25 protein-coding genes and 1 pseudogene are annotated in these 25,528 nt (G+C 72.6%); 10 read left to right on the plus strand and 16 right to left on the minus strand.

All coding sequences use genetic code 11. The annotated features are described in order from the left end of the window. Window positions 1–102: 102 nt before the first annotated feature. The 7 genes from O7634_RS06470 to O7634_RS06500 all read right to left on the minus strand — a co-directional run bounded on the left by O7634_RS06470 (window position 103) and on the right by O7634_RS06500 (window position 6,756). Window positions 103–204 (minus strand): AURKAIP1/COX24 domain-containing protein, encoded by a 102-nt coding sequence (locus tag O7634_RS06470; protein WP_007465623.1) that lies wholly within the window; start codon window positions 202–204, stop codon window positions 103–105. Window positions 205–418: 214 nt separating this feature from the next. Continuing rightward, entirely contained in the window at window positions 419–628 is a 210-nt protein-coding gene (locus O7634_RS06475; protein WP_007465625.1) for a helix-turn-helix domain-containing protein, read from the minus strand. Between the two features lie 213 nt (window positions 629–841). Continuing rightward, window positions 842–2,026 (minus strand): ABC transporter permease, encoded by a 1,185-nt coding sequence (locus tag O7634_RS06480; protein WP_278149236.1) that lies wholly within the window; start codon window positions 2,024–2,026, stop codon window positions 842–844. Beyond that, entirely contained in the window at window positions 2,023–2,973 is a 951-nt protein-coding gene (locus O7634_RS06485; RefSeq protein ID WP_278149237.1) for an ABC transporter ATP-binding protein, read from the minus strand. Before O7634_RS06485 ends, O7634_RS06480 begins: the two co-directional genes overlap by 4 nt. Continuing rightward, window positions 2,970–4,355, minus strand: a complete 1,386-nt coding sequence (locus O7634_RS06490; protein WP_278149238.1) for an efflux RND transporter periplasmic adaptor subunit — start codon at window positions 4,353–4,355, stop codon at window positions 2,970–2,972. Before O7634_RS06490 ends, O7634_RS06485 begins: the two co-directional genes overlap by 4 nt. Window positions 4,356–4,398: 43 nt before the next feature. Then, the gene (locus O7634_RS06495; RefSeq protein WP_278149239.1) at window positions 4,399–5,688 is read right to left on the minus strand and encodes a hypothetical protein; all 1,290 of its coding nucleotides are present in this window, start codon (window positions 5,686–5,688) and stop codon (window positions 4,399–4,401) included. Window positions 5,689–5,835: 147 nt separating this feature from the next. After that, window positions 5,836–6,756, minus strand: a complete 921-nt coding sequence (locus tag O7634_RS06500) for a proline dehydrogenase family protein (protein WP_278149240.1) — start codon at window positions 6,754–6,756, stop codon at window positions 5,836–5,838. 85 nt (window positions 6,757–6,841) lie between these two features. Between O7634_RS06500 and O7634_RS06505 the strand changes: the two genes are divergently transcribed. From O7634_RS06505 to O7634_RS06515, 3 genes are read left to right on the plus strand one after another with little or no spacing between them, the layout of a single operon-like run. Beyond that, window positions 6,842–7,120, plus strand: a complete 279-nt coding sequence (locus O7634_RS06505) for a hypothetical protein (protein WP_278149241.1) — start codon at window positions 6,842–6,844, stop codon at window positions 7,118–7,120. Between the two features lies 1 nt (window position 7,121). Continuing rightward, window positions 7,122–8,288: a glutathionylspermidine synthase family protein gene (locus tag O7634_RS06510; RefSeq protein ID WP_278149242.1), complete on the plus strand. Its 1,167-nt coding sequence runs from the start codon at window positions 7,122–7,124 to the stop codon at window positions 8,286–8,288. An 18-nt stretch (window positions 8,289–8,306) separates the two neighbouring features. Then, window positions 8,307–8,894, plus strand: a complete 588-nt coding sequence (locus tag O7634_RS06515; protein WP_278149243.1) for a CGNR zinc finger domain-containing protein — start codon at window positions 8,307–8,309, stop codon at window positions 8,892–8,894. 27 nt (window positions 8,895–8,921) lie between these two features. Here O7634_RS06515 and O7634_RS06520 read toward each other — a convergent pair whose 3' ends face one another. Both O7634_RS06520 and O7634_RS06525 read right to left on the minus strand, forming a co-directional pair. Beyond that, the gene (locus O7634_RS06520; protein ID WP_278149244.1) at window positions 8,922–9,728 is read right to left on the minus strand and encodes a sugar phosphate isomerase/epimerase; all 807 of its coding nucleotides are present in this window, start codon (window positions 9,726–9,728) and stop codon (window positions 8,922–8,924) included. Window positions 9,729–9,803: 75 nt separating this feature from the next. Continuing rightward, window positions 9,804–10,748, minus strand: coding sequence for a Ppx/GppA phosphatase family protein (locus tag O7634_RS06525; RefSeq protein WP_278149245.1), 945 nt, complete (start codon window positions 10,746–10,748; stop codon window positions 9,804–9,806). 80 nt (window positions 10,749–10,828) lie between these two features. Here O7634_RS06525 and O7634_RS06530 point away from each other — a divergent pair, with 80 nt between their 5' ends. Then, entirely contained in the window at window positions 10,829–11,626 is a 798-nt protein-coding gene (locus tag O7634_RS06530) for a hypothetical protein (RefSeq protein ID WP_278153888.1), read from the plus strand. Here the strand turns inward: O7634_RS06530 and O7634_RS06535 are convergent. Further along, entirely contained in the window at window positions 11,623–12,240 is a 618-nt protein-coding gene (locus tag O7634_RS06535) for a TetR/AcrR family transcriptional regulator (RefSeq protein WP_278149246.1), read from the minus strand. The genes O7634_RS06530 and O7634_RS06535 overlap by 4 nt on opposite strands. Window positions 12,241–12,566: 326 nt before the next feature. Here O7634_RS06535 and O7634_RS06540 point away from each other — a divergent pair, with 326 nt between their 5' ends. Beyond that, window positions 12,567–13,220 carry an NAD(P)-binding domain-containing protein gene (locus tag O7634_RS06540; protein WP_278149247.1) on the plus strand — a complete coding sequence of 218 codons (654 nt, stop codon included), beginning with the start codon at window positions 12,567–12,569 and terminating at the stop codon, window positions 13,218–13,220. 61 nt (window positions 13,221–13,281) lie between these two features. Here O7634_RS06540 and O7634_RS06545 read toward each other — a convergent pair whose 3' ends face one another. Then, window positions 13,282–13,965, minus strand: coding sequence for a response regulator transcription factor (locus tag O7634_RS06545; RefSeq protein WP_278149248.1), 684 nt, complete (start codon window positions 13,963–13,965; stop codon window positions 13,282–13,284). Between the two features lie 24 nt (window positions 13,966–13,989). Next, entirely contained in the window at window positions 13,990–15,216 is a 1,227-nt protein-coding gene (locus tag O7634_RS06550) for an ATP-binding protein (RefSeq protein WP_278149249.1), read from the minus strand. A 203-nt stretch (window positions 15,217–15,419) separates the two neighbouring features. Between O7634_RS06550 and phoU the strand changes: the two genes are divergently transcribed. After that, a complete protein-coding gene (gene phoU, locus O7634_RS06555; protein WP_278149250.1) occupies window positions 15,420–16,073 on the plus strand; it encodes a phosphate signaling complex protein PhoU in 654 nt (217 codons plus the stop codon). A gap of 49 nt (window positions 16,074–16,122) precedes the next feature. Here phoU and O7634_RS06560 read toward each other — a convergent pair whose 3' ends face one another. After that, window positions 16,123–16,890, minus strand: coding sequence for a phosphoglyceromutase (locus tag O7634_RS06560; RefSeq protein ID WP_278149251.1), 768 nt, complete (start codon window positions 16,888–16,890; stop codon window positions 16,123–16,125). 152 nt (window positions 16,891–17,042) lie between these two features. Between O7634_RS06560 and O7634_RS06565 the strand changes: the two genes are divergently transcribed. Next, window positions 17,043–18,326, plus strand: a complete 1,284-nt coding sequence (locus O7634_RS06565; protein WP_278149252.1) for an MFS transporter — start codon at window positions 17,043–17,045, stop codon at window positions 18,324–18,326. A 70-nt stretch (window positions 18,327–18,396) separates the two neighbouring features. Continuing rightward, entirely contained in the window at window positions 18,397–19,680 is a 1,284-nt protein-coding gene (locus O7634_RS06570; protein ID WP_278149253.1) for an MFS transporter, read from the plus strand. Between the two features lie 384 nt (window positions 19,681–20,064). On the opposite strand, the pseudogene O7634_RS31875 reads toward O7634_RS06570, so the two are convergent. The 3 genes and pseudogenes from O7634_RS31875 to mshA form a co-directional block, all read right to left on the minus strand. Continuing rightward, window positions 20,065–20,718 (minus strand): annotated as a pseudogene (locus O7634_RS31875) (hypothetical protein); the annotation flags it as partial. Window positions 20,719–21,651: 933 nt separating this feature from the next. Continuing rightward, window positions 21,652–22,167 (minus strand): YbjN domain-containing protein, encoded by a 516-nt coding sequence (locus O7634_RS06585; RefSeq protein WP_278149256.1) that lies wholly within the window; start codon window positions 22,165–22,167, stop codon window positions 21,652–21,654. 80 nt (window positions 22,168–22,247) lie between these two features. Then, on the minus strand, window positions 22,248–23,612 hold the full coding sequence (gene mshA, locus O7634_RS06590; RefSeq protein ID WP_278149257.1) for a D-inositol-3-phosphate glycosyltransferase: 1,365 nt from the start codon (window positions 23,610–23,612) through the stop codon (window positions 22,248–22,250). Window positions 23,613–23,816: 204 nt separating this feature from the next. Between mshA and O7634_RS06595 the strand changes: the two genes are divergently transcribed. Continuing rightward, window positions 23,817–24,584 carry an SDR family oxidoreductase gene (locus tag O7634_RS06595; RefSeq protein WP_278149258.1) on the plus strand — a complete coding sequence of 256 codons (768 nt, stop codon included), beginning with the start codon at window positions 23,817–23,819 and terminating at the stop codon, window positions 24,582–24,584. 126 nt (window positions 24,585–24,710) lie between these two features. Continuing rightward, window positions 24,711–25,499, plus strand: a complete 789-nt coding sequence (locus O7634_RS06600; protein WP_278149259.1) for a class I SAM-dependent methyltransferase — start codon at window positions 24,711–24,713, stop codon at window positions 25,497–25,499. Window positions 25,500–25,528: the final 29 nt, after the last annotated feature.

The following is a 25,528-nucleotide window of genomic DNA, read 5'->3' on the forward strand; positions in this document are numbered from 1 at the left end:
CTCCGGAGATCGACTGTTGGGCAAGTGACGCCGGGCCGGGTGAGCCGGGGGTACGCCGGCGCAGCATGCGCCGGCGGCCTGCCCGTCAGTGCCCGGCCGCGATCACTTGCCGAGACGGCGACGCTGGACGCGGGTCTTGCGCAGCAGCTTGCGGTGCTTCTTCTTAGCCATGCGCTTACGGCGCTTCTTGACCACCGAGCCCATACGACAGCCTTTCGATACAACGTGCGGGGCGGACCGGATGACACCACGCAGGTGGCGACGGCGACCGCATGCGGACAACGGACCGGACCAGTCTGGGCGGCAGGGCGCACCGGCGGGGTCTCGGTCGGGGTCCAGGGTAGCCGCAGGGCGTCAACCGGACCAACGCGCCCCCGTCGATGGTGGTCAGCGGGCGCTCGGAGGGCGGCGCTGTAGCTCAGGCGGTCTCCTGGAAAGCACCACGGAGATATTCGTGCACCGCGTGCTCGGGCACCCGGAATGACCGGCCCACCCGCACAGCGGTGAGCTCACCGCTGTGCACGAGGCGATAGACGGTCATCTTCGACACCCGCATGACCGTCGCCACTTCCGCGACGGTAAGGAACTTGACCTCCGACAGCCGCCCGTCGGACTGTGACCCGGCCATGGCTCACCGACCCATCCCATGCCCGGCGCGTGCCAACCCGACGGATGCTCCGGGTCGGGCCGGCGACGCGCGTGTTATCAGTACGGTAGCGGGGCGGTTGTGACCGGCGCGATCCCTTCGTACAACTGATCATGTTTCGACGCCGGGTTCACCCGATCCGCGCTCCCGGTATCGGCCCGACCGGCACCCCCGTCCGGTTTCTCCCACGGCCTCTCACTCGGTGCGCAGGGCGACCACCGGGTCGAGCCGGCCGGCGCGCTGCGCGGGGACCACCCCGAAGACGATCCCCACCGCCGCCGACACGCCGAAGGCGAGCGCCAACGACCACCAGGTGATCGCGGCCGGGATGGGCGAGAAGGCATCGACCAGCAGAGCCGTCCCCACGCCCAACGCCATCCCGGTGACCCCACCGATGGTGGTCAGCAGCACCGCCTCCAGCAGGAACTGCACCCCGATGTCGCGGGGGCGCGCGCCGACCGCCTTGCGCAGGCCGATCTCCCGGGTCCGTTCCCGGACGCTGACCAGCATGATGTTGGAGACGCCGACCCCGCCGACGAGCAGCGAGATGCCGGCGATGGCGGCCAGCACGCCGGTGAGGACGCCGAGGATGTCGCCGAGGACGCCGAGGATCTGTTGCTGGGTGACGGCGCTGAACTCGGTGTCCGGGTGCCGGCGGTTCAGCTCGGCGACGATCCGTTCGCCCAGCTCCTCGATCCGCTCCCGGTCCGGGGCCTTCACCGCGATGCCGTCCACCCGCTGGGTACCCCAGAGCCGCTGCGCGGCGGTCACCGGGACGTGCACCTCGTCGTCCCGGTCGACGCCCAGGCTCTGGCCGAGCGGCGCGAAGACGCCGATCACCCGGAACCGCACCCCGGCCAGCGTCACCTGCTGGCCGAGCGGTTCCCGGTCGGGGAAGAGCGCACGGGCCACCGAGTCGCCGAGTACCGCCACCCGCCGGGCGGTGTCCACGTCCGTTCCGGTGAGGTAGCGGCCCCGGGCCAACGACCTGGTGAACACCGCCGGCGTCGTCTCCAGCACACCCTGCACGGTGGTGAAGTCGGAACGGGCACCGGCCCGCGCGGTCGCCCCGGAGGCGACGGTGACCGCCACCCGGTCGGGGTCACCCACCACCCGGTTGACGGCGTCCACGTCCTTGAGGGTCAGCGGGGAGACCACCGGGGCGTTGCCCACCTCGATCCGGCCGGGGACGACGAGCAGCAGGTTGGAACCAAGGCCCTCGACCTGCTGCTCGACCTTCTGCTTGGTGCCGGTGCCGATGGCCACCAGCAGGACCACCGAGGCCACCCCGATGATCACCCCGAGCATGGTCAGCGCGCTGCGCAACCGGTTGGCGCGCAGCGCGTCCAGCGCCACCCGCCACGCCTCGGCGACCCTCACGAAGCGCCTCCGGGCCGCTCGGCGTCGGGCGTACCCCGGTCGGCGCCCCGCCGGGCCTCCTCGGCCCCGCGCGGAAGGCGCCCGGTGGCTCCGGCGGCGCCACCGGAGCCACCGGACGGGTGCCCCGGGCCGCTTCCGGACGCGGACCGGGGCTCCGCGCTGGGAGCGGGGACCAGTGTCGCAGGTCGACTGTGATCAACGGACGGCGGTCGATCATGACCGGCGGAGGGGTCGCCCGTCGGGGGTCCGGCGTCCGCGTCACTGTCCGCGACGACCACGCCGTCGCGCATCGTGATCCGCCGTCGGGCGCGGGCCGCCACCTCCTGGTCGTGGGTGACCATCACCAGCGCCACCCCGGACTCCGCGTTCAGTTGCTCCAGCAGCTCCAGCACCGCCGCGCCGGTGACGCTGTCCAGGTTGCCCGTGGGTTCGTCGGCCAGCAGCACCGTCGGCTCGGTGACCAGCGCACGGGCGATCGCCACCCGCTGCTGCTCACCACCGGACATCTGGTTGGGCCGGTGGTCCAGGCGGTGCCCGAGGCCGACCCGACCGAGCATCGCCGCCGCCCGTGCCCGGCGCTGCCGGGCCGACACGCCCCGGTAGACCAGGGGCAGCGCCACGTTCTCCACCGCCGACGTACGCGGCAGCAGGTGGAACGCCTGGAAGACGAAGCCGATCGTCTCGTTGCGCAGGGTGGCCAGCTCCGGCGGGGTGAGCGCGCCGACGTCCCGCCCGCCGATCACCAGGCGGCCACCGGTGGGCCGGTCCAGCCCGCCGAGCAGGTGCATCAGGGTGGACTTGCCGGAGCCGGACGGGCCGACCAGTGCCACATAGTCCCCCGGTCGCACGACGAGCGTCACCCCCCGCAGCGCCTCGACGGACACCCCGTCGAGCTGGTAGGTCCGGGACACGTCCACCGCCTCGATCGCCGGCGGACCAGCGGTCACCGGACCTCCTGGCCGTCGCGGACCCGGTCCGTGCCGCGTACGACGATCCGCTCGCCGGGTTGGACGCCGTCGAGGATCTGCACCAGGTCCGACCCCTGCACGCCCACCGTCACCGGCGCCCGGTCCGCCCGACCGTCGCGGACCACCCAGACCGCGTCCCGGCCGTCGGCGGAGAACACCGCCGAAGCGGGGACGGTCACCGCGTCGGCGGCCTCGCGTACCCGCAGCCGCACTATCGCGTTCATGCCCGGCCGGGGACTCGGGGCCGGCTGGTCCTCGGCCAGCGTGCCGGCGCCCAGCGCGAGGCGTACCCGGTAGGTGACGCCGCCCTGTGCGGAGCTGGTGGGCAACACGTCGACCGAGCGGACGGTGGCCTCGTAGCTGGCCCCGGTGACGGCGTCCAGCTCGACGGTGGCGGGCACGCCAGCCTTCACCAGCAGCACGTCGGTCTCGTCCACCTCGGCGAGCAGCCCGAGCTGGCCGGTGTCCACCACCGTCAGCACCGGCGCTCCGGCGGTGACCAGGCCGCCGACCGCTACCGCGTCGTCGACCCCGGCGGGCGGCCCGCCCTGGTTGGGGGTGAACACGGACGGGTCGAGCCCGGCCGGGCCGCCGGCCTGCTCCAGGAGCCCGGCGAGACCACCGCTCGGGCCGCCGCCGGCCCGGACGCCGCCCGGCTGGACCACGCCGGCGATGGGCGCGCGCAGGGTCAGCGCGTCCACAGTCGCCCTCGCGAGGTCGTACGCCTGCTGGGCCTGGAGCCGCTGCGCGGCGGAGAGCGCGCCGACGGCGGAACCCAGCCCGTTGATGCCCCGCTGCACCGCGCGGACGGCCTGGTCGGCGCTACGCGCGGCGGCGGCGTACTGCCGCTGCGCCGAGGTGACCTGGGTCAGCAACGCCTCCCGTAGCTGCGGGTCGGCGATCTTCTCGGCGGCGTCCCGGGCGGTGTCGAACGCCTCGTCGGCGGCCCTGTCGGTGCTGCGCCGGCTGCTGCTCAGGTTGCCGGTGGAGACGCCGCGACCCGCGCGCCTGGCGGCGTCGAGGGCCTGCTCGGCCTGGCGCAGCCGCTGTCGGGCCGACGGGGAGTCGACGACGGCGAGCACCTGGCCGCGCCGCACCCGCTGCCCGGGTTGCACCCGCAGGCTGGCCACTGTGCCGTCGGCGGGCGCGGTCAGGGTGGCGGCGGCCCGCGCGGTGACGGTGGCCGGCGCGTCGATCACCTCGGTGACCGGGTTGCGGGCGGCCGAGGCGAGCGCGAGATCGGGCTCGTCGTCCCCGCAGGACGCGGCGGTGGTGGCGGTCAGGGCGGCGAGCGCGGTCAGGACGACGAGCAGGCGGGGCCGGCGGGTGCTGCCCGACCGAGGTGACTGAGGGCGAGGCACCCGTCGATGGTACGGCCCGGGGTCACCCCACCCCCGCGTCCCGTCAGGCGACGGTGGCGCGCACGTACGCGACGCACTCGTCGTGCAGCGTCGACCACTGCTCGCCGAACGCCTTCTCGGCAGCCACGTCGAGGCCACGACGATCGTGCACCACGGTCTTGAAGAAGGTGAGCAACCGCAGCGGCCCGTACCTGTCGACGAGGTGGCGTACGGCCAGGTAGCCGACGCCGTAGCTGCCGGCGACCCGCTCGGCGGAGGCGTCGTCGGCGGGGTTCACGCCCGCCAGCTTCCCGTCCCACCCGCCGCGGACCAGCTTGCGCACGTCGGCGATGCCCTCGTACCTGTCGACGGCCTGACCGCCGGAGCCGGCGAACTCGGCCAGCCCCTCCACCAGCCACCAGTCGTCTTTGCCCGGGTAGCCGCGCTCCGGCAGGGACGCGGCGTGGGTCAACTCGTGCCGCAGCAGGTCGTCGGTGCCGTTGCTGGTCAACCCCTCGGCGTTGAGCACCACCTCGTGGTGCCCGCCGCCCACCGTCACCGCGTAGCCGCCGGTCCACTCGGGACGCTCGCCGCCGTACCAGCGTTGCCACTCGGTCCGGCCGGCGTAGAAGATCCGGTAGCGGTCCGGGGGTGACCCGGTCACCGCGTACCCGTCGGCGACCCGCGCGGCGGCTTCGGCCTGCGTGAGCAGGCCGGGCAGCTTACCGCGCAGCGCCGGGGTGGTGGCGACGATGGTCCGCGCGCCGACGGCCACCGCCAGGTCGCTGATCTCCCACGGACGGGTGCCGGTCTCCACCGACTTGGACTCCTCCAGGGCGAGCAGCCGGGGCTGGTCGCCGCTCTCCCGCCAGCGGGTGCCGATCAGCACCGGGCTGGGCCGGCAGTTCGGTGTGACGAAGCAGTACTGGAAGCGCACCAGGAGACGCCACTCGCCGGCCTTGCCGGTGATCGGGGTGGGTAGTCCGCTCGGCTCGGCCCGCCAGCCGGTGACCCTGAGCGCGCGCAGCGCGGCGAACCGCCGACCCAGGTCCCTGTGGGCGGCGGGATCGGCGATCGCGAGGTAGCCCGCGCGGTCGCCGGCGAGGAGCGCCGACGACTGCCTCTGCAACTGGGCGGTGATCCGGTCGGACAGCGCCCGCGCCACGGCGGTCGCCGGATCGTCGGACGCCGGGGCGCCGGTCCGGCTGATGGTGGTGCGGGCGCCACCCTCCCGGATCACCTGCACCACGAGCAGCGCCGGCAGGCCACAGCCCAGCAGCACGACGACCACCACGAACACCGTCCACAGCGGCCAGAGCCGTCGCGGTGGGGGCTGCTGCACCTCGTCTGTCACCCGCCGAAGGGTACGACCAATCGGCGCGAGCGGCGAGGCCGCCCCGAGCCGATCGACCCGGCGCGGTCGCTCACCCGGCGGAGCCCGGCCAGCCGACCTCGTCGAAACGGCGTCAGCGCTCCGTCGCCGGACCGCTGACCGCCGCGATCACTTCTTGGAGACCAGGGCGCGACCGAAGAAGACGAGGTTGGCGGGGCGCTCGGCGAGCCGGCGCATCAGGTAGCCGTACCACTGGTCGCCGTACGGGACGTAGGTGCGGACCGTGTAACCCTCGCCGGCCAGCCGGGCCTGCTCCTCGGGGCGGATGCCGTAGAGCATCTGGAACTCGAAACGCTCCGGCCCCCTGTCGAACCACCGGGCCCGGTCCTCGCCGATGGCGATCATCCGGGGGTCGTGGGTGGCCAGCATCGGGTAGCCGTCGCCGGACATCAGGATGTTCATGCAGCGGACGTAGGACCGGTCCACCTCGCGGGCCGACTGGTACGCCACCGACTCCGGCTCCTTGTAGGCGCCCTTGCACAGCCGCACCCGGGAGCCGGCCGAGGCCAGCTCCCGGCAGTCCGACTCGGTCCGCCGCAGGTACGACTGGAGCACCGCGCCGGTCGACGGGAAGTCCTTGCGCAGCCGGCTCAGCACCTCCAAGGTCGAGTCGGTGGTGGTGTGGTCCTCCATGTCCAGGGTGACCGTGGTGCCCGCCGCGTCGGCCGCCGCGCAGATCGCCCGCGCGTTGTCGTACGCCAGCTGCTCGTCGAACATCTGGCCGAGGGCGGAGAGCTTCACGCTCACCTCGGCGGCCGGGGTGAGCCCTCCGGCGGCGAGCATCTTCAGCAACGTCAGGTATTCGTCGCGGGTGGCGACGGCCTGCTCGGGGGTGACGGTGTCCTCGCCGAGGTGGTCGAGGGTGACAGCGAGACCGTCGTCGACGAGCCCGCGGGTCGCGCGCAACGCGTCGTCGGTGGCGGCGCCGGCGACGAACCGGCGGACGACGTCCCGGGTGTACGGGGCAGTCGCGACGAGCCGCTCGACCTGGGATGACCGGGAGGCGGCGAGAATGACGGAACGGAGCATGAGCCGAGCGTAACGCCCCTGCCAGGACCCCCGCCGAGGGGCGGTCAGGGCTGCGGGGCTGGCGTCGATCAGCTACAACGATGCCGTGGACCAACACCCCCGCCCCCGCCGCCGGCTCCGGTCGGCCTCCGTCCAGCTCGGCGCTCTCACCGCGCTCGCGCTCGCCCTGTCCGGATGCAACATGACCTCTGACGACGACGATGACGACGACTGCGCCCTCGGGCCGGTCGGCGGCGGCGGAACCGTGGCGCTGGCGATGCGCGTCAACGATCCCGCCGCCGCTCCCCGCGCGCCGGAGTCGACCACCGCGGCGCTGCCCGAGCGCGGCGGGTTCGGCACCCACCTCGCCTCCTGCGGCGGCTGAGGTGCGTCGCGAGACGGTCACGCCCCGCGCGGACTGGGACGCCACCATCCGGGCGCAGGGCCTGGTCTACGTCGACACCGAACTGCCCGACGGCGGGATCTCCTCGTACTGGGACGAGACCGGCGCGTACGCGTTCGACCTGGACGAGGTGCTGCGGCTGGAGGAGGCCACCGAGGAGCTGCACCGGATGTCGGTGGCCGCCGCCGAGCACGTGGTGGCTCGACGTCGGTACGCCGAGTTCGGCATCCCGGAGTGGGCGGCCGAGGCGGTGGCCCGGTCGCTGCGCGAGGCGCCACCCACCCTCTACGGACGCTTCGACCTGGCGTACGACGGCACCTGGCCGCCGAAGATGCTGGAGTACAACGCGGACACCCCCACCGCGCTCGTCGAGGCGAGCATCATCCAGTGGTACTGGTTGGAGGAGACCCGGCCCGACCTGGACCAGTGGAACAGCCTGCACGAACGGCTGGTCGGCGCGTGGGCCAAGATCGGCGCCGGGTTGCACGAACCCCGGGTGCACGTGCTCTGGTCGAACGAGGAGGAGTCCGGCGAGGACCACATGACCGCCGGTTACCTCGCCGAGACCGCCCGGCAGGCCGGCCTGAGCGTGACGTTGCAGCCGATCCAGGAGATCGGCTGGGACGGCCGCCGCTTCGTGGACGCCGCCGACCAACCGGTCACCACCTGCTTCAAGCTCTATCCCTGGGAGTGGATGCTGGCCGAGCCCTACGGGCCGGCGGCGCTGGACCCGGGCACCCCGACCACCTGGATCGAGCCGGCCTGGAAGCTGCTGCTCTCCAACAAGGCGCTGCTCGCGGTCCTCTGGGAGCTGTATCCGGGCCACGAGTACCTGCTCCCGGCGTACCTGGACGCACCGCGCGGCATGCCGGAGTACGTGGCGAAGCCGCTGCTGGGGCGCGAGGGCGGTTCGGTGCGGATCGTCACCGCCGCCGAGGAGATCACCAACCCGGGGATCTACGGCGACGAGGGCTGGTGTTACCAGGAGTTCCGGGCGTTGCCGCAGTTCGCCGGCAACCACATGGTGCTGGGCAGCTGGATCGTCGACGGTGAGTCGGCCGGGGTGGGGGTGCGGGAGAGCGCGAGTCTGATCACCGACGGCTACGCGCGGTTCCTGCCGCACTACATCGACGCGCCACGCGCCCCGTGAGTCGTCTACCGTTGAGGTGTGAACTTCGACGCGTACGCCCGGACCGGCGTTGACCTGGTCAACGCCCGTCTGGACGACCTCGACGACCTGCGGGCCCTCTTCGGCGCCGACCACGCCTGGATGAGCGACGAGGTCGTGGAACGGGACGTCGCCATCTTCCGGCGGGCCCAGAAGCGGCTGCGCGACGTCTTCGAGTACGGCACCTCGGGTCGGGACGCCAAGGCGGTCGCCGAGCTGAACGCGCTGCTGGAGGCGTTCCCGGTGCAGCCGCGCATCTCCGGGCACGACTCCAGCGACTGGCACATGCACGTGACCAGCCGTGGCGCGTCGGTCAGCGCGGAATACCTGGCCGGCGCGGTCTGGGGCCTCTCGGTGTGGCTCTGCGAGTACGGCAGCGCCAGGTTCGGGGTCTGCGCCGACGAGCGGTGCGGCAACGTCTACCTGGACACGTCGTCCAACTGCTGCCGGCGCTTCTGCTCGGAGCGCTGCGCCACCCGCTCACACGTGGCGGCGCACCGTGCCCGCAAGCGGGCGGCGGTCGGCGAGCAGGTGACCGTCGCCCCGCAGCAGACCGCCGACGCGGACTCGCTCTCGCCGGTGCGCTGACCCCGACTCCGCCCCTTGTCGGGCGGGTCAGGCGTCGACCGGGGACGACGCGGTCAGGTGCTGGCGCGCGAACTCCAGCGCGGCGCGCAGGTCCGCCTCGCGCACCGCGCGACTCTTCGCGCCCCGGGTGGCGACCTCCACCGCCACCGCTCCGGTGAAGCCCCGGCCAGCCAGCGACGAGAGCAGCTCCGCGCAGGGCTGGGTGCCGCGCCCGGGCACCAGGTGCTCGTCGCGCCCCTCGCCGGTGCCGTCCCCGAGGTGCACGTGGGCCAACCCGGCGCCCATCCGGTCGGCCATCTCGAGGGGGTCGCTGTGCGACGCCGCGCAGTGCGACAGGTCCAGGGTGTACGACGGGTAGCCGGTGTCGGTGGGATCCCAACCCGGCACGTACGGAACGAACTGCCGGCCGGCCATCCGCACCGGGTACATGTTCTCCACGGCGAAGCGCAGCCCGCCGAACCGGTCGGCGACAGTGGCCAGCCCCTCGGCGAAGTTGCGCGCGTAGTCACGCTGCCAGGTGAACGGTGGGTGCACCACGACTGTCGGCGCCCCCAGCGTCTCGGCCAGCTCGGCGGCCCGGCGCAGACGCTCCCACGGGTCGGGGCTCCAGACCCGCTGGGTGACCAGCAGGCAGGGCGCGTGCACCGAGAGCACCGGCACGTCGTAGTGCGCGGCGAGGCCACGCAGGGCCCCCGCGTCCTGGCTGACCACGTCGGTCCAGACCATCACCTCGACGCCGTCGTAGCCGAGCGCCGAGGCCAGTTGGAACGCCGCGGCGGTCGGCTCGGGGAAGACCGACGAGCTGGACAGGAGCACGGGCACCGGGGAAGTCACATCAGCCAGGGTAGCCCGGCGGCGCTGTCCGCATCGTGACGAGCGCCGGCAAACAGCCCTAAACCGGTCACCCGGTCAGCGCGGTTCGAGTTGGTCGAGCCGGCGGAGGATGACCCCCTCCCGCAGCGCCCACGGGCAGATGTCCAGCGAGTCGATGTCCAGCCGGCGCAGCACCGCCTCGGCGACCACGGCGCCGGCCAGCAGTTGGTGGGCCCGACCCGCGCTGACCCCCTCCAACTCCATGAGCTGAGCCGGTGGGATGTGCCTGATGAAGCCGATGACCTGCCGCAGACCGGCGCGGGTCAGGCTGCGCCGCACCCACAGCCCGGCGCCGGACGGGGCCGCCCCGGCCAGCCGGGCCAGGGTGCGGAACGTCTTCGAGGTGGCCACCGTGCGATCCCAACCGACCTGGATGATCTGGTCGGCCACCTTGTCCAACCGGCCTTCGACGTACTCCCGCAGCTTCTCGACGGCCTCCGCCGACGGCGGGGCCGCGCTGCCCGCATCGACCCGCAGCCGCTCCCGGGTCAGCCGGCCGGCCCCGAGCGGCAGCGAGATGGCGACCTCCGGGTCCTCGTCGATGCCGGCCGCGATCTCCAGCGAGCCACCGCCGATGTCCAGCACCAGCAGCCGCCCCGCCGACCAGCCGAACCACCGCCGGACCGCCAGGAACGTCATCCGCGCCTCGTCCGCGCCGGAGAGCACCGCCAGGCGTACGCCGGTCTCGTCGCGGACCCGGGCCAGCACCTCGGCCGCGTTCGTGGCGTCGCGCACGGCGGAGGTGGCGAACGCGATGAGGTCGTCGGCCTCCAACCCGCCGGCCGCCGCCTTGGCCATGCCCACGGCCTTCACCAGGCCGTCCGCGCCGGTCTCGGTGAGCGCGCCGTCCGGGCCGATCTGCTCCGCCAGCCGGAGCACCACCTTCTCGGAGTGCGCCGGCCACGGGTGCGCGCCGTGGTGCGCGTCCACCACGAGCAGGTGCACGGTGTTGGAACCGACGTCGAGGACACCCAGTCGCATGGTGAAGACAGTAGGCGCAACACGTTCGCGCGGCTCGCCGGCCCGCCGCCGACACCGCGCGTACGCTGGGCCGAGTGACGATGGAGCTCCGTGTGCTGGTGGACGACCCGGGTGACCCGCGCAGTCGTGAGGTGCCGCTGGACTTCCCGCGGGAGTGGATCGAGTTCACCGACCCGGCCGACGAGACGCACGTGATCCGGGCCGACCTGACCTGGCTGCTCTCCCGCTGGACGTGCATCTTCGGCAAGGGCTGCCACGGCATCATCGCCGGCCGGGCCAGCGACGGTTGCTGCTCGCACGGGGCGTTCTTCACCGACTCCGACGACGAGAAGCGGGTCCGCGCCGCCGTCAAGCGGCTCACACCGGAGACCTGGCAGCACTTCCGGCGCGGGTTCAAGAACTGGACCGACGAGGACACCATCGACGGCAAGAACCCGGCCCGGCGCACCGCAACCCAGGGCGTCGACGGTCCGTGCGTCTTCCTCAACGACGCCGACTTCGTCGGCGGGGGCGGTTGCGCGCTGCACGCCCAGGCGCTGCGCGACGGGGTGCACCCGCTGGAATACAAGCCGGACGTGTGCTGGCAACTGCCGATCCGCCGGGACCAGGACTGGGTCAAGCGGCCGGACAACACCAAGGTGCTGGTCTCCACCCTGGCCGAGTTCGACAGGCGGGGTTGGGGCGCCGGCGGTCACGACCTGGACTGGTGGTGCACCTCCTCGACGGACGCGCATGTCGGCGCCGAACCGATGTATTTGTCGTACGCACCGGAGCTGACCGCGTTGATCGGCGCCGCCGCGTACGAGCGGCTGGCCGAGCTGTGCGCGGCCCGGGTGCGACAGGGCATGGTCGCCCCGCACCCCGCCGACGAGCTCTAGCCGGCCCCAGGCGGCCGCTGTCCCGACCGCGCGGGTCGGTCCAGGGCGCTGTCGACGAGCGTGCGGGCGCTCTGCCGGGCCGCCTCGGCGATCGCCGGATCGCCGTCCAGCACGCCGCTGGCGAGCCCGCCGTCGATCAGCAGGGTGAGCTGCCGGGCGAGCAGCTCCGGGTCGGGTGCGCCGGCCTTGCGGGCCAGCTCGGTCACCCAGGCCCGGACGACGGTCTTGTGCTCGACGGTGCGGGCGTGCACCGCTCCGCTGGCTGGCGACTCGGCGGCCGTGTTGATGAACGCGCAGCCGTGGTAGCCGTCCCGGCGACAGGCGCTGGCGAGGGCGTCGAACATCCCGACGAGCTGGTCGCGCGGCTCGTCGCCGGCATCGCGGGCCGCCGCCCGTAACGCGCCGAACCACACCTGGTCGACCCTGTCCAGGTACGCCAGCACCAGGTCGTCCTTGCGGGGAAAGTGCTTGTAGAGCGTCGCCTTGGCCACGCCCGACTCGGCGATGACAGTGTCCACCCCCACGCCACGGGGGCCGTGCGCATAGAAGAGCCGGAACGCGGTGTCCATGATCCGGTCCCGGGCCGAGCCGGCCGGCGTGCGCTGCGCGGACATCGGCGCTCCCTCGTCTTTGCTGGTGGCGGGCACGATTTTACAGACTGCTCCGTCTACCGGCACACGTCAGCGCGGCCGCAGGGGCTGGCGGGATGTTCGACTCCTGTCGAGCTGCCCCGGATACGGGGCTGAGCCGTCGGGGCTGAGGTCACTGGTCACGCGCCACAACGCCCCCCGACCCCGCCGCCCCATTCGCGGGGCAACTCGACAGGCTCCGAGAAAGAACTGCGCCCGCCGTCCAGGAGGGACATCAGTAGACAGACCTGTCTGTTAGCCTGCAGATAATCGGCGCAAGGCCACCGCGCCCCACTGGAGGATCGATCGACATGCGCATCGCAGTTCTCGGCACCGGCTCGGTGGGGCAGGCCATCGCGGCCCGCACGGCGGAGCTGGGCCACCAGGTCACCATCGGCACCCGGGACGTCGCGGCCACCCAGGCCGGCGCGTACGCCGCCTGGGCCGCCGAGCACTCCGAGGTCGGCCTGGCGACCATGGCCGCCGCGGCAGCCGACGCCGAGCTGGTGGTCAACGCCACCAGTGGGAACGGCTCCCTGGCGGCGCTCACCGCGGCCGGCGCGGAGAACCTGTCCGGCAAGGTCCTGCTCGACGTCGCCAACCCGCTCGACTTCAGCGCGGGCTTCCCGCCCTCCCTGACGGTGCAGAACACCGACTCCCTCGCCGAGCGGATCCAGCGGGAGTTTCCGCACGCCAAGGTGGTCAAGTCGCTCAACACGATGACCGCGGAGCTGATGGTCCACCCACGCCAGCTCGCCGACGGCGCCCACAGCGTCTTCGTCTCGGGCGACGACGCCGAGGCCAAGCGGGTCGTCACCGAGCTGCTCGTCAGCTTCGGGCACACCGACGTGATCGACCTCGGGGACCTCTCCACCGCGCGGGGCGCCGAGATGCTGGTGCCGCTCTGGGTGCGGCTCTACGGCCGGCTCGACACCGCGATCTTCAACATCAGGGTCGTCCGCTGAGCGGCCCCCGACAGCCCGGAGGAGGCCCGCGCGTGGCGTGGGCCCCCTCCGGGTCGGCCGATCACGGCTCGAACTTGTAGCCCAGGCCCCGGACGGTCACGATGAAGCGCGGCGCGGACGGCTCCGGCTCGATCTTGGAGCGCAGCCGCTTGACGTGCACGTCCAACGTCTTGGTGTCACCGACGTAGTCGGCCCCCCAGACCCGGTCGATGAGCTGCCCGCGGGTCAGCACCCGACCCGCGTTGCGCAGCAGCAGCTCCAGCAGCTCGAACTCCTTCAGCGGCAACTGCACGGCCCCGCCGTCGACGGTGACCACGTGCCGCTCGATGTCCATCCGCACCGGCCCGGCGGCCAGCGTCGGGGCACCCACGTCCGCCACCTCCGGGCTCTGCCGGCGCAACACCGCCCGGATCCGGGCGACCAGCTCGCGCGGCGAGTACGGCTTGGTGACGTAGTCGTCGGCGCCGATCTCCAGCCCGACCACCTTGTCGATCTCGCTGTCCCGGGCGGTGACCATGATGATCGGCACCGCAGACCGCTGCCGCAACTGCCGGCAGACCTCGGTCCCCGACATCTCGGGCAACATCAGGTCGAGCAGCACGATGTCCGCGCCGGTCCGGTCGAACTCGGTGAGGGCGTCGGTCCCGGTCGCGGCGACCGACACCTCGAAACCCTCCTTACGGAGCATGTACGACAGGGCGTCGGAGAACGACTCCTCGTCCTCGACCACCAGAACGCGGCTCAACGGGGATTTCCTTTCCATTTTCTGTCAGACCTGCCGTAGCCCGGCCGGACCGGACTCGATCCCAACCGGCGGCAGTGTCGCCAGGAGGTCGTCCGGTGGACTGGCGGGCAGCCGGAGGGTGAACGTCGACCCCCCACCAAGAGTGCTCGACACCTCGACCCGTCCGCCATGGTTGCTCGCTATGTGTTTCACGATCGCCAGGCCGAGCCCGGTGCCGCCGGTCGCCCGCGAGCGGGCCTGGTCGGCCCGGTAGAACCGCTCGAAGATCCGGTCGACGTCGGTGGGCGCGATGCCGATGCCCTGGTCGGCGACGGCGATCTCGACGTGCTCGTCGTCGCCGGCGAGGGTCACCCGCACTGTGGTGTTCTCACCGGAGTAGTTGATGGCGTTCTCCACGAGGTTCGCCACCGCGGTGGCGAGCTGGGAGTCGCTGCCGTACGCGGTGAGACCGCGCTGACCCTCGATCAACACCTCGATCCCCCGGGCGGAGGCGGTGGTGCGGGTCCGGTCGACCACCTCGGCGATCACCCAGTCCAGCGCGACCGGCTCCGGTGGCGGCTGCGGCTCGGCCCCCTGCAACCGGGTCAACTCCAGCAACTCCTGCACCAGCCGGCCCAGCCGGGTCGACTCGTGCTGGATCCGCTCGGCGAACCGGCGGGCCGCCACCAGGTCCTCGGAGAGGTCCGGCGCCGCGACGTCGGCCGGCTCGGTCGCGTCCAGCAGCGCCTCGGCGAGTAGCTGCAGGGCCCCGATCGGGGTCTTCAACTCGTGGCTGACATTCGCCACGAAGTCCCGTCGTACGCGGGTCAGCCGGTGCGCCTCGGTCACGTCGACCGCTTCGACCGCGATGAAGCCGTTGCCGAGACCCATCGCCCGCAGGTGCACGCCCAGCGGGTTCTCTCCCGCGCTGTCGCGACCCCGGGGCAGGTCCAGCTCGATCTCGCGCCGCACGCCGGTGCGGCGCACCTGACCGGCAAGGGTACGGATCAGCGGGTGCGCGGCGATCGAGCCGGGCGTACTGCCGGTGCGCAGCAGCCCCATCGCGCGGGCGGCCGGGTTGATCAGCACGGGAACGTCGTCGTCGTCCAGGACCACGACACCGGCCCGGAGCGAGTCGATCGTCCGGCGACCGAGCCCGGTCTGCTGCTCGTCGGCTATCGCGGGCCTCCCCATCATCCGGGGCAGCAGGAAACCGGCGGCCACCCCGGCCACCAACGCCACGGCCACCACGACCGCCACCGCCCACTCCACCCGGCGATCGTAGGGTCATTGTTAACCTGGCTACCACACAGAACGGGACGAACTACCCGCACTTCGAGAAGTGTTCACCCGTACGTCCGGCGTCGTTCACCGTGGTTCATCCGGGGTCCGTCCGCGCCGCCTACCGTTGGCGTCGCACCTGCTCAGCCCCTGCGCCGGCAACCGCTGGCGGCGACCGACCACAGGACGTGATGATGCGCGACGAGTTCCGGGCCGACCTCCAGATCGTCAGCCAACTGCTGGTGGACATGGCGGAGGGCGTCCGCGCCGCCATGCGCCAGGCCACCCGGGCACTGCTCACCGCCGACCGGCAGGCCGCCGAGACGGTCATCGAGCGGGACGCCGAGATCGACGACCTCTACCGGCACGTCGAGGAGCGGGTCTGCGACCTGCTCGCCCGGCAGGCGCCGGTCGCCTCCGACCTGCGGGCGATGATCACCGCGCTGCACGTCGCCGCCGACCTGGAACGGATGGGTGACCTGGCCGAGCACGTGGCGAAGACCGCGCTGCGCCGGCACCCCTCGCCGGCCGTACCGGCCGAGCTGCGGGCGGTCTTCACCGAGATGTCCGAGATCGCCGACCGGATGGCCGTGAAGATCGGTTCGGTGCTGGCGAAGCCCGACGCCGACCTCGCCGGCGAGCTGGACCGCGACGACGACGCCATGGACGAGCTGCACAAGAACCTGTTCGCGGTGCTGCTCGGCGACGACTGGCCGTACGGGGTGGAGACGGCGATCGACGCCACCCTGCTCGGCCGCTTCTACGAGCGCTTCGCCGACCACGCGGTGAACGCCGGCGAGCACGTCATCTACCTGATCACCGGGCAGAACAGCCCCGCCACCACCTGAGGCGACGAACAGAGGGGCCCCCGCCCGGCGCGGGGGCCCCTCTGTTCGTTCACCGGCCCTGGTTGGCGACCGCCGCGGCGGCCTCCTTCGCCGCCGTGGGGTCGAGGTAGGTGCCGCCCAGTGTGAGCGGGCGCAGCTGCGGGTCGAGGTCGTAGCGCAGCGGGATGCCGGTCGGGATGTTGAGCTTGGCGATCGCCTCGTCGGAGATCTGGTCGAGGTGCTTGACCAGCGCACGCAGCGAGTTGCCGTGCGCCGCCACCAGCACCGTCCGGCCGGCCAGGATGTCCGGCACGATCGAGTCGTACCAGTAGGGCAGCATCCGCTCGACGACGTCCTTGAGGCACTCGGTACGTGGCATCAGCTCGGTCGGCAGCAACGCGTACCGCGGGTCGCCCACCTGCGACCACTCGTCGTTGTCGTTGATCGGTGGCGGAGGCGTGTCGTACGACCGGCGCCAGAGCATGAACTGCTCCTCGCCGTACTCGTCGAGGGTCTGCTTCTTGTTCTTGCCCTGCAGGGCGCCGTAGTGCCGCTCGTTGAGCCGCCACGACCGGCGTACGGCGATCCAGTGCCGGTCGGCGGCGTTGAGCGCCAGCTCGGCGGTGCGGATGGCGCGGCGCATCACGCTCGTGTGCACCACGTCCGGCAGCAGGCTGTGCTCGCGCAGCAGCTCGCCGCCGCGTCGCGCCTCACCCTCGCCCTTCTCGGTCAGGTCGACGTCCACCCAGCCGGTGAAGAGGTTCTTGGCATTCCAGTCGCTCTCACCGTGGCGCAGCAGGACCAGCGTCCCGACGGTGGGCCCTTCGCTCGCAGTCATGCGGATCATCCTGCCTCAACCGGCTCGGGGACACGCGGGCACCTGTCGTGACGACCACCACCTGAAAAAGCGGGTGACCAGCCAGCCCGCCCAACACTAGGGTCGTAAGGCGCGATAGCAGTGCCGGTCATTACGTGCGAGCGGGGCGCCATATGCGGACGATGCGGACCTGGTTCCGGGACACCACCGGCGGACTGCCGACCACCTTCTGGTACCTGTGGTCCGGCACACTGATCAACCGGCTCGGCTCGTTCGTCCTCGTCTTCCTAGCGATCTACCTGACCCAGGAGCGCGGGTTCTCGCCCTCCCAGGCCGGCCTGGTGATCGGGCTGTGGGGCGTCGGCGGGGCCTTCGGCACGACCGCCGGCGGCACCCTGGCGGACCGGTGGGGCCGCCGGCCGACGTTGCTCACCGCCCACGTGGGCGCGGCAGCCATGATGCTGGCGCTCGGGCTGGCCCGGGACCTCTGGGCGGTGGCGCTCGGGGCACTGCTGCTCGGCATGTTCGCCGAGGCGGCCCGGCCCGCCTTCGGGGCGATGATGATCGACGTGGTGCCGGCAAGGGACCGGCTGCGGGCCTTCTCGCTCAACTACTGGGCGATCAACCTGGGTTTCGCGTGCGCCGCCGTCCTCGCCGGGCTGGCCGCGCAGGCCGACTACCTGCTGCTGTTCGTTGTCGACGCCGGCACCATGCTGATCACCGCGCTGATCATCTTCGTCAAGGTGCCGGAGACCCAACAGGTCCGCTCGGCGACCGCCGCCGCGACGAAGGCGCCGGGTGGCGCGCTGCGCACGATCCTCACCGACCGCGTGTACCTCGGGTTCGTGGCCCTCAACCTGTTCGCCGCGCTGGTGTTCCTCCAGCACATCTCGATGCTGCCGATCGCGATGGGCGACAGCGGCCTGAGCCCGGCCACCTACGGCTCGGTGATCGCGCTCAACGGCGTCCTCATCGTGGTCGGCCAACTGTTCGTTCCCCGCCTGATCCGCGGGCGCAGCCGCTCCCACGTGCTGGCACTGGCCTCCGTGGTGATGGGCGTCGGCTTCGGGCTGACCGCGCTCGCCGGCACCGCCTGGTTCTACGGGCTGACGGTGCTGATCTGGACGGTCGGCGAGATGCTGAACTCGCCGTCCAACTCCACGCTGATCGCCGAGCTGTCCCCGGCCGAGCTGCGCGGGCGCTACCAGGGCGTGTTCTCGCTCTCCTGGCAGATCGCCGGCGCCAGCGCACCGATCCTCGGCGGCCTGGTCCGGGAGCACGCGGGCAACGACGCGCTCTGGTACGGCTGCGCCGCGCTGGGCGCCCTGACCGCCGTGGCCCACCTGGTGTCGGGCCCGGCCCGGGAGCGGCGCGCCACCGAGCTGCGCCACTCCGGCGAGGCGTTGGCCCCGGTCCGCGCCGATCGGGCGGCGCAGCCCGCCGAGGCCGCCGTCTGACCGTTCGCCCCGTCGGCCCTCGGGCTAGTGTGACCGGAACAGTTAGGAATCCGAACTGTCGGGAGGTCGGGTGCACGCCCTGCGGCGCTGGTGGCACGACACCGCGGGCGGCCTCCCCGCCACCTTCTGGTACCTCTGGGCCGGCCTGCTGATCAACCGGGCCGGCGCGTTCGCCATGCTGTTCCTCTCGCTCTACCTCACCGACGTACGCGGCGCCAGCGAGAGTCTCGCCGGCACCGTGGTCGGCGCGTACGGTGCCGGCGGAGCGGCCGGGGTGCTGCTCGGCGGGGTGCTCGCCGACCGGTGGGGCCGCCGGGCGACACTGCTCGCCGCACACCTGGCCACCGTGGGCCTGATGGTGGCGCTCGCCTTCAGCCAGCACCTGCTGCTGATCGCCGTGCTCTCCGCGTTGATCGGAGTGGTCCACTCGATGCCCAGCCCGGCGTTCGTCGCGGCGATCGTCGACGTGGTGCCGGCCGAGCGCCGCTCCCGGGCGTTCAACCTGCAGTTCTGGGCGTTCAACCTGGGCATGGCGGTCGCCTCGCTGCTCGCCGGGGTGTTGGCCGAGGCGAGCTTCACCGCCCTGTTCCTGGTGGACGCCGGCGCCACCCTGACCGCCGCCGCCGTCATCGGCTGGAAGGTGCCGGAGACCCTACGGCTGGCCGCCCGGCCGACCACCACCGCGTCGGGGCCCACCCCGGCGTCGGTGCGGACCCGCCGGCCCGGACTGCACACCGCGCTCACCGACCGCACCTTCCTCGTCTTCGTCGGGCTCACCTTCGTGCTGGCCGTGCTCACCATGCAGACGTCGACGATCATGCCGCTGGCCATGCGCGCGGACGGCCTGGGCCCGTCGGCGTACGGGGTGGTGGTGGCACTGGGTGGGGCGCTCATCGTGGTGGGGCAACTGTTCGTGCCCCGGTTGATCGACAGGCACCGCAAGGACGTCGTGCTGGCCGTCTCGACAGCGCTGCTCGCGCTCGGTTTCGGGGTGCTCGCCGTCGCCGACGACCTGGCCGTCTACCTCGGCGCCGCAGTGGTCTGGACGGTCGGTTCGATGCTCGCCGCCCCGCCCAACGCGCAGATCAACGCCGACCTGGCACCTCCGCTGCTGCGGGCGCGCTACCAGTCGGTCTTCTATCTGACCTTCCCGGCGGCGGCCTTCGTCGCGCCCACCCTCGGCGGCGTGAGCCTGCAACACCTCGGCGACCGGCACTGGCTGATCGTGGCCGGGCTGGGCCTCCTGGCCGCGCTCGGGCATCTGCTCGCCGGACCGCCCAGGGAGCGGCACGTCGCCGCGCTCCGCCGGAACGCGACGCCCGTCACGACCACAGAACGGGTGCCGGCGCCGTAACGGGTGGTCGACCCATAACCAACGCAAAGCGCCCACCACGTCCCCTGAGGTCGTGGTGGGCGCCCGCCGGTGGGGCCGGCGGCGGCGGGCAACACTCACCCCCGTAAGCGTCGCCCGCTCGCGCCGCCGGTCCAAACAGGTGGGAACCGTCCCCCAACGGTTTATCCACCCGTCCCCTCGCACCTCGCCTGGTGCACGGATCTGATCGATCCGCCGCTCCCCCGAACGTTTCCAAGCGTGGTGCGGTGCAATAAAGCTAGTTCGACCGGATTCTGGATTCAACCCAGAAGGGCTGTCTCGCCGGTCACAACTGGCGAGTATCCACTGCTCCGACCTCGATCTTTGCCAACAGCCGCGTACCCGTCAGCCATTCCCGCAAACACCTCAACCGTCCTCCCGATCGGGTGACTCGGTCCGGAAGAAGTTACTCGGCCGGCCGTCGCGCATCTGTTCCTGGTAAATCAGGTTCAACCGGCGCAGGTCGAAGGTGTGGAACCACTCATCCCAGGTGATCTCACGAATCCGGCTGCTTTCCCGGTATCCGGGAATGTTGAAGGTCAACACACCCGCCCGGCCGTCCCGCTCGGTGCCGGCGATGGTGGCCGGCTTCGCCCCGCGCTCCCGGGCCCATCGCTGGATCACCTCGTGATTCGCCGTGATCAGGCTTCGTCCCGGCCGCTCCGGCCGATCCATCGTCGACGAGATCACCTGCGAGCTGCGAACCGACCGGCCGGTACCCCGTCCGGTACGAATCCCGCCCGTCGTCGTCCCGCCGGAGGCCGAGCCGGGCGTCAGACGCCTGGCCGGCGCGCGCTTCGCCGGCGCGGCGCGCTTCGCCGCCGGTCGGGTGGCCGCCTTCTTCGCCGGCGCCTTCTTCGCCGGTGCCTTCCGGGCCGTCGCCGCCTTCCGGGCCGTCGCCGCCTTCCGGGCCGTCGCCGTCTTCCGGGCCGTCGCCGCCTTCCGGGCCGCGGTGGTCGACGTCGACGCTGCGCTCCGCGCGGTGGTCGTCCGCTGCGCCGCGGTCGTCTTCCTGGCGGCGGCCGTCTTCTTGGCCGCTGTCGTCCTCTTGGCGGCGGGCGCCTTCTTCGCGGCGGTCGACGTCTTCGCCGCCGTCGTCTGCTTCGCCGCCGTCTTCTTCGCGGCGGTCGTCTTCCTAGCGGTCGTCTTCTTCGCGGCGGTCGTCTTCTTCGCGGCGGTAGCCTGCTTCGCGGCGGGCGCCTTCTTCGCCGCTGTCGTCCTCTTCGCCGCCGACGCGCGCGCGGAGGTGGTCTTCCTGGCGGCGGCCGCGCGCTTCGCGGGTGCGCTCTTGTTCGCCGGCACCGCCTTCGCGCGGCGGGACGCCGGCCTGGCGGCCGACTTCTTGGTGGCCGCGGCACGACCCGCCGAGGCCCTGGTGCCGGTGGCCCGACCCGACGGGCCGGTGCTGCTCCGACCCGAGCCGGCCCGCATCGAGCGCGCCAACTGTTTCACCAGGTCGGGCTTGCGCAACGCGGAGATCCCGGTGACTCCGCGCTTGCGCAGTTGCGCGCGGATGTCGTCCACCCGCATCCGGGAGATCTCCGACTCGGAGACCCCGGGCGTACCCGGCGTCTGGTTTCCGGTCTGTCGCTTGGTCCTGGTCGCAGTCGCGCCGCGACCTGAGCTGTTCCGCTGAGCCATGGGACGCTCCGCTCCTTGAACTCCGTCCTCGGCACGCGGGGGTCCCTTGCCGCACCGCGCGCCGCGGCATACCCGTCAGGAGCAGTCCGAACCACCGCTCGCCCGCCATGATCGTGCAACTTCCGGGAAGTAGTGGCCTCGACCCGTGGGGCAGGCCACTACTTCCCGGATCGAGCACGATCTTGCGGGAGGGAGCGCGGGGCGCGAGGGAGCGCGGGGCGCGAGGGAGCGCGGGGCGCGAGGGGGCGCGGGGCGCGAGGGAGCGCGGGGCGCGAGGGCGCGGGGCGCGAGGGGGCGCTGGGGCGGGCGCGGTCAGGCGGGGTTGGAGGCGGTGCCGGAGGGCTCGAAGAGGTGGGCGAACGCGGCCAGGTTGGCCGTCGACTCACCCCGCTTGACGCGCCACTCGTACTCGCGCCGGATCGAACTGCCGAAGCCGATCTCCAGCATCGTGTCGAACGACTCGTCGGCGTACGTGAGCACGGCGCCGAGCAGCCTGTCCAACTCGTCGGCGTCCACGCCGGCCGGGTTGACCCGCCCGGTCAGGTAGACGTCACCGACCGCGTCGGTGGAGAACGAGACGCCGTACATCCGGGCGTTGCGCTGCAACAGCCAGGCCCACAGCTCCTCACGGCGCTCGTCCGGCTGGCGCATCACGAACGCCTCGATCCGCAGCGCGTGGTCGCCGACGATCAGGTTGCAGATCGTCTTGAGCTTGTGGGTGCCCGGCAGCGTCACCGCGTACGAGTCGGGGCCGGTCGACTCCCAGGCCAGGTCCCGCTCGGCGCAGACCGACTCGATCAGGGTCGCGAGATCGCTCTTCGGGCTCATCGGGCCCACTCTACGACCGACCCGACCGGCGCACCTTCCGAGCGACACGCTCCGCTCGGCAGGAGAGCGACGCTCTCGGGTCACCAGGAGCAGGAGAGCGCCGGGTCGCAGGCGAGGTCGGCCGCGAGCCGGGCGCGGTGCGCGGCGATCGCCTCGCCGTAGACGCCGAGCAGACCTGTGACGGTACGGTCCCAGGAGAAGTGCCGGGCGTGCTGCTCGGCGCCCCGGGCCAGCACCGCCCGCAGGGCCCGGTTGGGCAGCAGGCGGGCCAGCGTGCGGGCCCAGTCGACCGGGTCGTGCCCGTTGATCAGGATGCCGCTGACCTGGTCGCGTACCGCGGTGACCAGTCCGCCGACGGCGGCCGCCAGGACCGGCGTACCGCAGGCCTGTGCCTCCAGGGCGACCAGGCCGAACGACTCGTTGTGGGACGGCACCGCGACCAGGTCGGCCGCCCGGTACAGGGCCGGCAGGTCGTCACCGGTGAGCGGCGGCAGGAAGCGTACGCCGTCGGCGACCCCGGAGTTGGCCGCCAGCTCGATCAGCGCGGTCGGCCGGTCCAACCCGCTGCCGCTGGGCCCACCACAGATCACCACTGTCAGCCGCTCGGACAGCGCCGGGTCGCGCTCCCGCAGCGCGGCGACCGCGCGGATCAGCACGTCCGGCGCCTTGAGTGGCTGGATCCGGCCGACGAAGGCGACAACGTACCCGTCGACCGGAAGCCCCAGCCGGCGACGGGCCTGGCGGGCGGCCGCGAACCGGTCACCCGACGCGGGCCGGAACCGGGCCAGATCGACGCCCGGCTGGACGACGGACACCCGGCTCGGGTCGGCGTCGTACCTGTGGATGAGGTCGCTGGCCTCGAACCGGGTGTTGGCGACCAGCCGGTCGGCCTCGGCGACCACCTGCTCCTCGCCGATCACCCGGGCCTTGGGCTCCGGCCGGTCGCCGGCGGCGAGCTGGGAGTTCTTGACCTTGGCCAGGGTGTGCGCGGTGTGCACCAGCGGCACGCCCCACCGTTCCTTCGCCAACCAGCCCACCTGGCCGGAGAGCCAGTAGTGCGAGTGGATGAGGTCGTAGTGCCCGGGCGGGCGGGACGCCTCGGCGCGCAGCACCCCGGCGGTGAAGGCGCAGAGCTGGCCGGGCAGCTCCTCCTTGGTGAGGCCCTCCAGCGGGCCGGAGGTGATGTGCCGGACCTGCACGCCGGGGGCCATCTCCACCACCGGGGGCAGGTCGCCGGAGGTGGCCCGGGTGAAGATCTCCACCTCCACGTCGGCCTCGGCCAGTCGCCGGGCGACCTCGAGGATGTAGACGTTCATCCCGCCGGCGTCGCCCGTGCCGGGCTGGTGCAGCGGGGAGGTGTGCACCGACAGGGTGGCGATGCGGCGGGGTCGAGGCCACGGTCGGGCACCCCGCTGACGCCCGACACCGGTGTGCATGTCCGCCACATCCGCTCCTTCGTCACGGTTGATGCCGTTCGCACGACCGGCGCTTCTCGGTCAACCTGTACGCCGGACCTCATCTTCCCCATCGGCCTACGGAAATACCCCGGCGCGGCTCCCCAGGGTGACGGACCTCATTGCCGTACCCCCGGGCGTGGCCGCCGCACGCCCGGTCGAAGGGGGTCGGACGGCCGAGGGGAGAATGTCGGAATGACAGCAGTCGCCATCGTCACCGGAGCGTCCAGCGGGATCGGCGCGGCCACCGCCCGCCGACTGGCCGCCGAGGGCTTCCACGTCCTCGCCGCCGCCCGCCGCGCCGAACGGCTCGCCGACCTGGTCGCCGAGATCGCCGCCGCCGGCGGGCGGGCCACCGCGGTGACCTGCGACGTCACCTCCGACGAGTCGGTGGCCGGGCTGGCCGAGGCCGCCGCCCGGGCGCCCGGGCCGGTCACAGTGCTGGTCAACAACGCCGGCGGAGCGCGCGGGCTGGACCCGGTGGAGACCGGCTCGGTCACCGACTGGCAGTGGATGTACGACGTCAACGTGCTCGGCACCCTGCGGGTCACCCAGGCGCTGCTGCCGGCGCTGGAGGCGTCCGGCTCGGGCACGATAGTGGTGGTCTCCTCCACCGCCGGCCAGGTCGTCTACGAGGGTGGTGGCGGCTACGCCGCCGCGAAGCACGCGCAGACCGCCATCGCCGGCACACTCCGCCTGGAGCTGTGCGGCCGACCGCTGCGGGTGATCGAGATCGACCCGGGGATGGTGAAGACCGACGAGTTCGGGTTGGTCCGCTTCGACGGCGACGCCGAGCGGGCCGCCGCCGTCTACGCCGGAGTGCCGGATCCGCTGGTGGCGGAGGACGTCGCCGACTGCGTCGTCTGGTGCGCCACCCGCCCGGAGCACGTGAACGTGGACCGGCTGGTGGTCCGACCCCGGGCGCAGGCCGCCCAGCACAAGGTGTACCGCGTCGGCAACTGAGTCCAGGGGTCGGCACGGCCGAGGGGTCGGTGCGAGCGGCCGACGGGTCGACGGGGGCGGCTGAAGGGTCGATGGGGGCGGCTGAGGGGTCGATGGGCGGCGGCTGAGGGGTCGATGGGGGGCGGCATGAGTGGCGCGGCACGGCACCGGCCGCTCGGCGTGGTCACCCGGGGCACGACCAACCCGAACCGGCTGCGTCGGGTGGACAACTGGATCGTCGCCACCTGTGCCGACCGGCTGCTGGCGGCGGCCGACCCCCTGGTCGTCGACCTCGGCTACGGCGCCACCCCGGTGACCGCAGTGGAACTGCGGGCTCGACTCGCGGCCGGGGTCCGTCCGGACGTACGCCTGGTCGGCCTGGAGATCGACCCGGCCCGGGTGGCCGCCGCGGCGTCGGCCGCCGACCCGCCCCGGCTGACATTCGCCCGAGGTGGGTTCGAGTTGGCCGGGCTCCGGCCGGTGCTGGTCCGCGCGTTCAACGTCCTCCGACAGTACGACGAGAGCCAGGTGCCGGACGCCTGGCGGACCATCACCGCAGCCCTCGCACCCGGCGGGGCGCTCGTCGAGGGCACGTGCGACGAGTTGGGGCGCCTGGCCAGTTGGCTGCTGATCGACGCGGACGGTCCTCGGACACTGACTCTCGCGGCGAAGCTCACCACCCTGAGCAGCCCCGCCGAGTTGGCCGAGCGCCTGCCGAAGGCCCTGATCCACCGCAACGTCCCCGGTGAGCCGGTGTACGCGCTGATCCGCGCTCTGGACGACGCCTGGCAGGCCGCCGCCCCCTACGCCACCTTCGGCCCCCGGCAGCGCTGGGTCCAGGCGGTGACCCGCCTACGGCAGACAGGCTGGCCCGTCCTGCACAACCGAACCCGCTGGCGCCAGGGCGAACTAACCCTCCCCTGGCCCCTCCCCTAACCCCAGCCCTCGGCCCCGCGCCCCTGGCC

It is taken from the genome of Micromonospora sp. WMMD1120 (assembly GCF_029626235.1).
Classification (GTDB): Bacteria; Actinomycetota; Actinomycetes; order Mycobacteriales; family Micromonosporaceae; genus Micromonospora.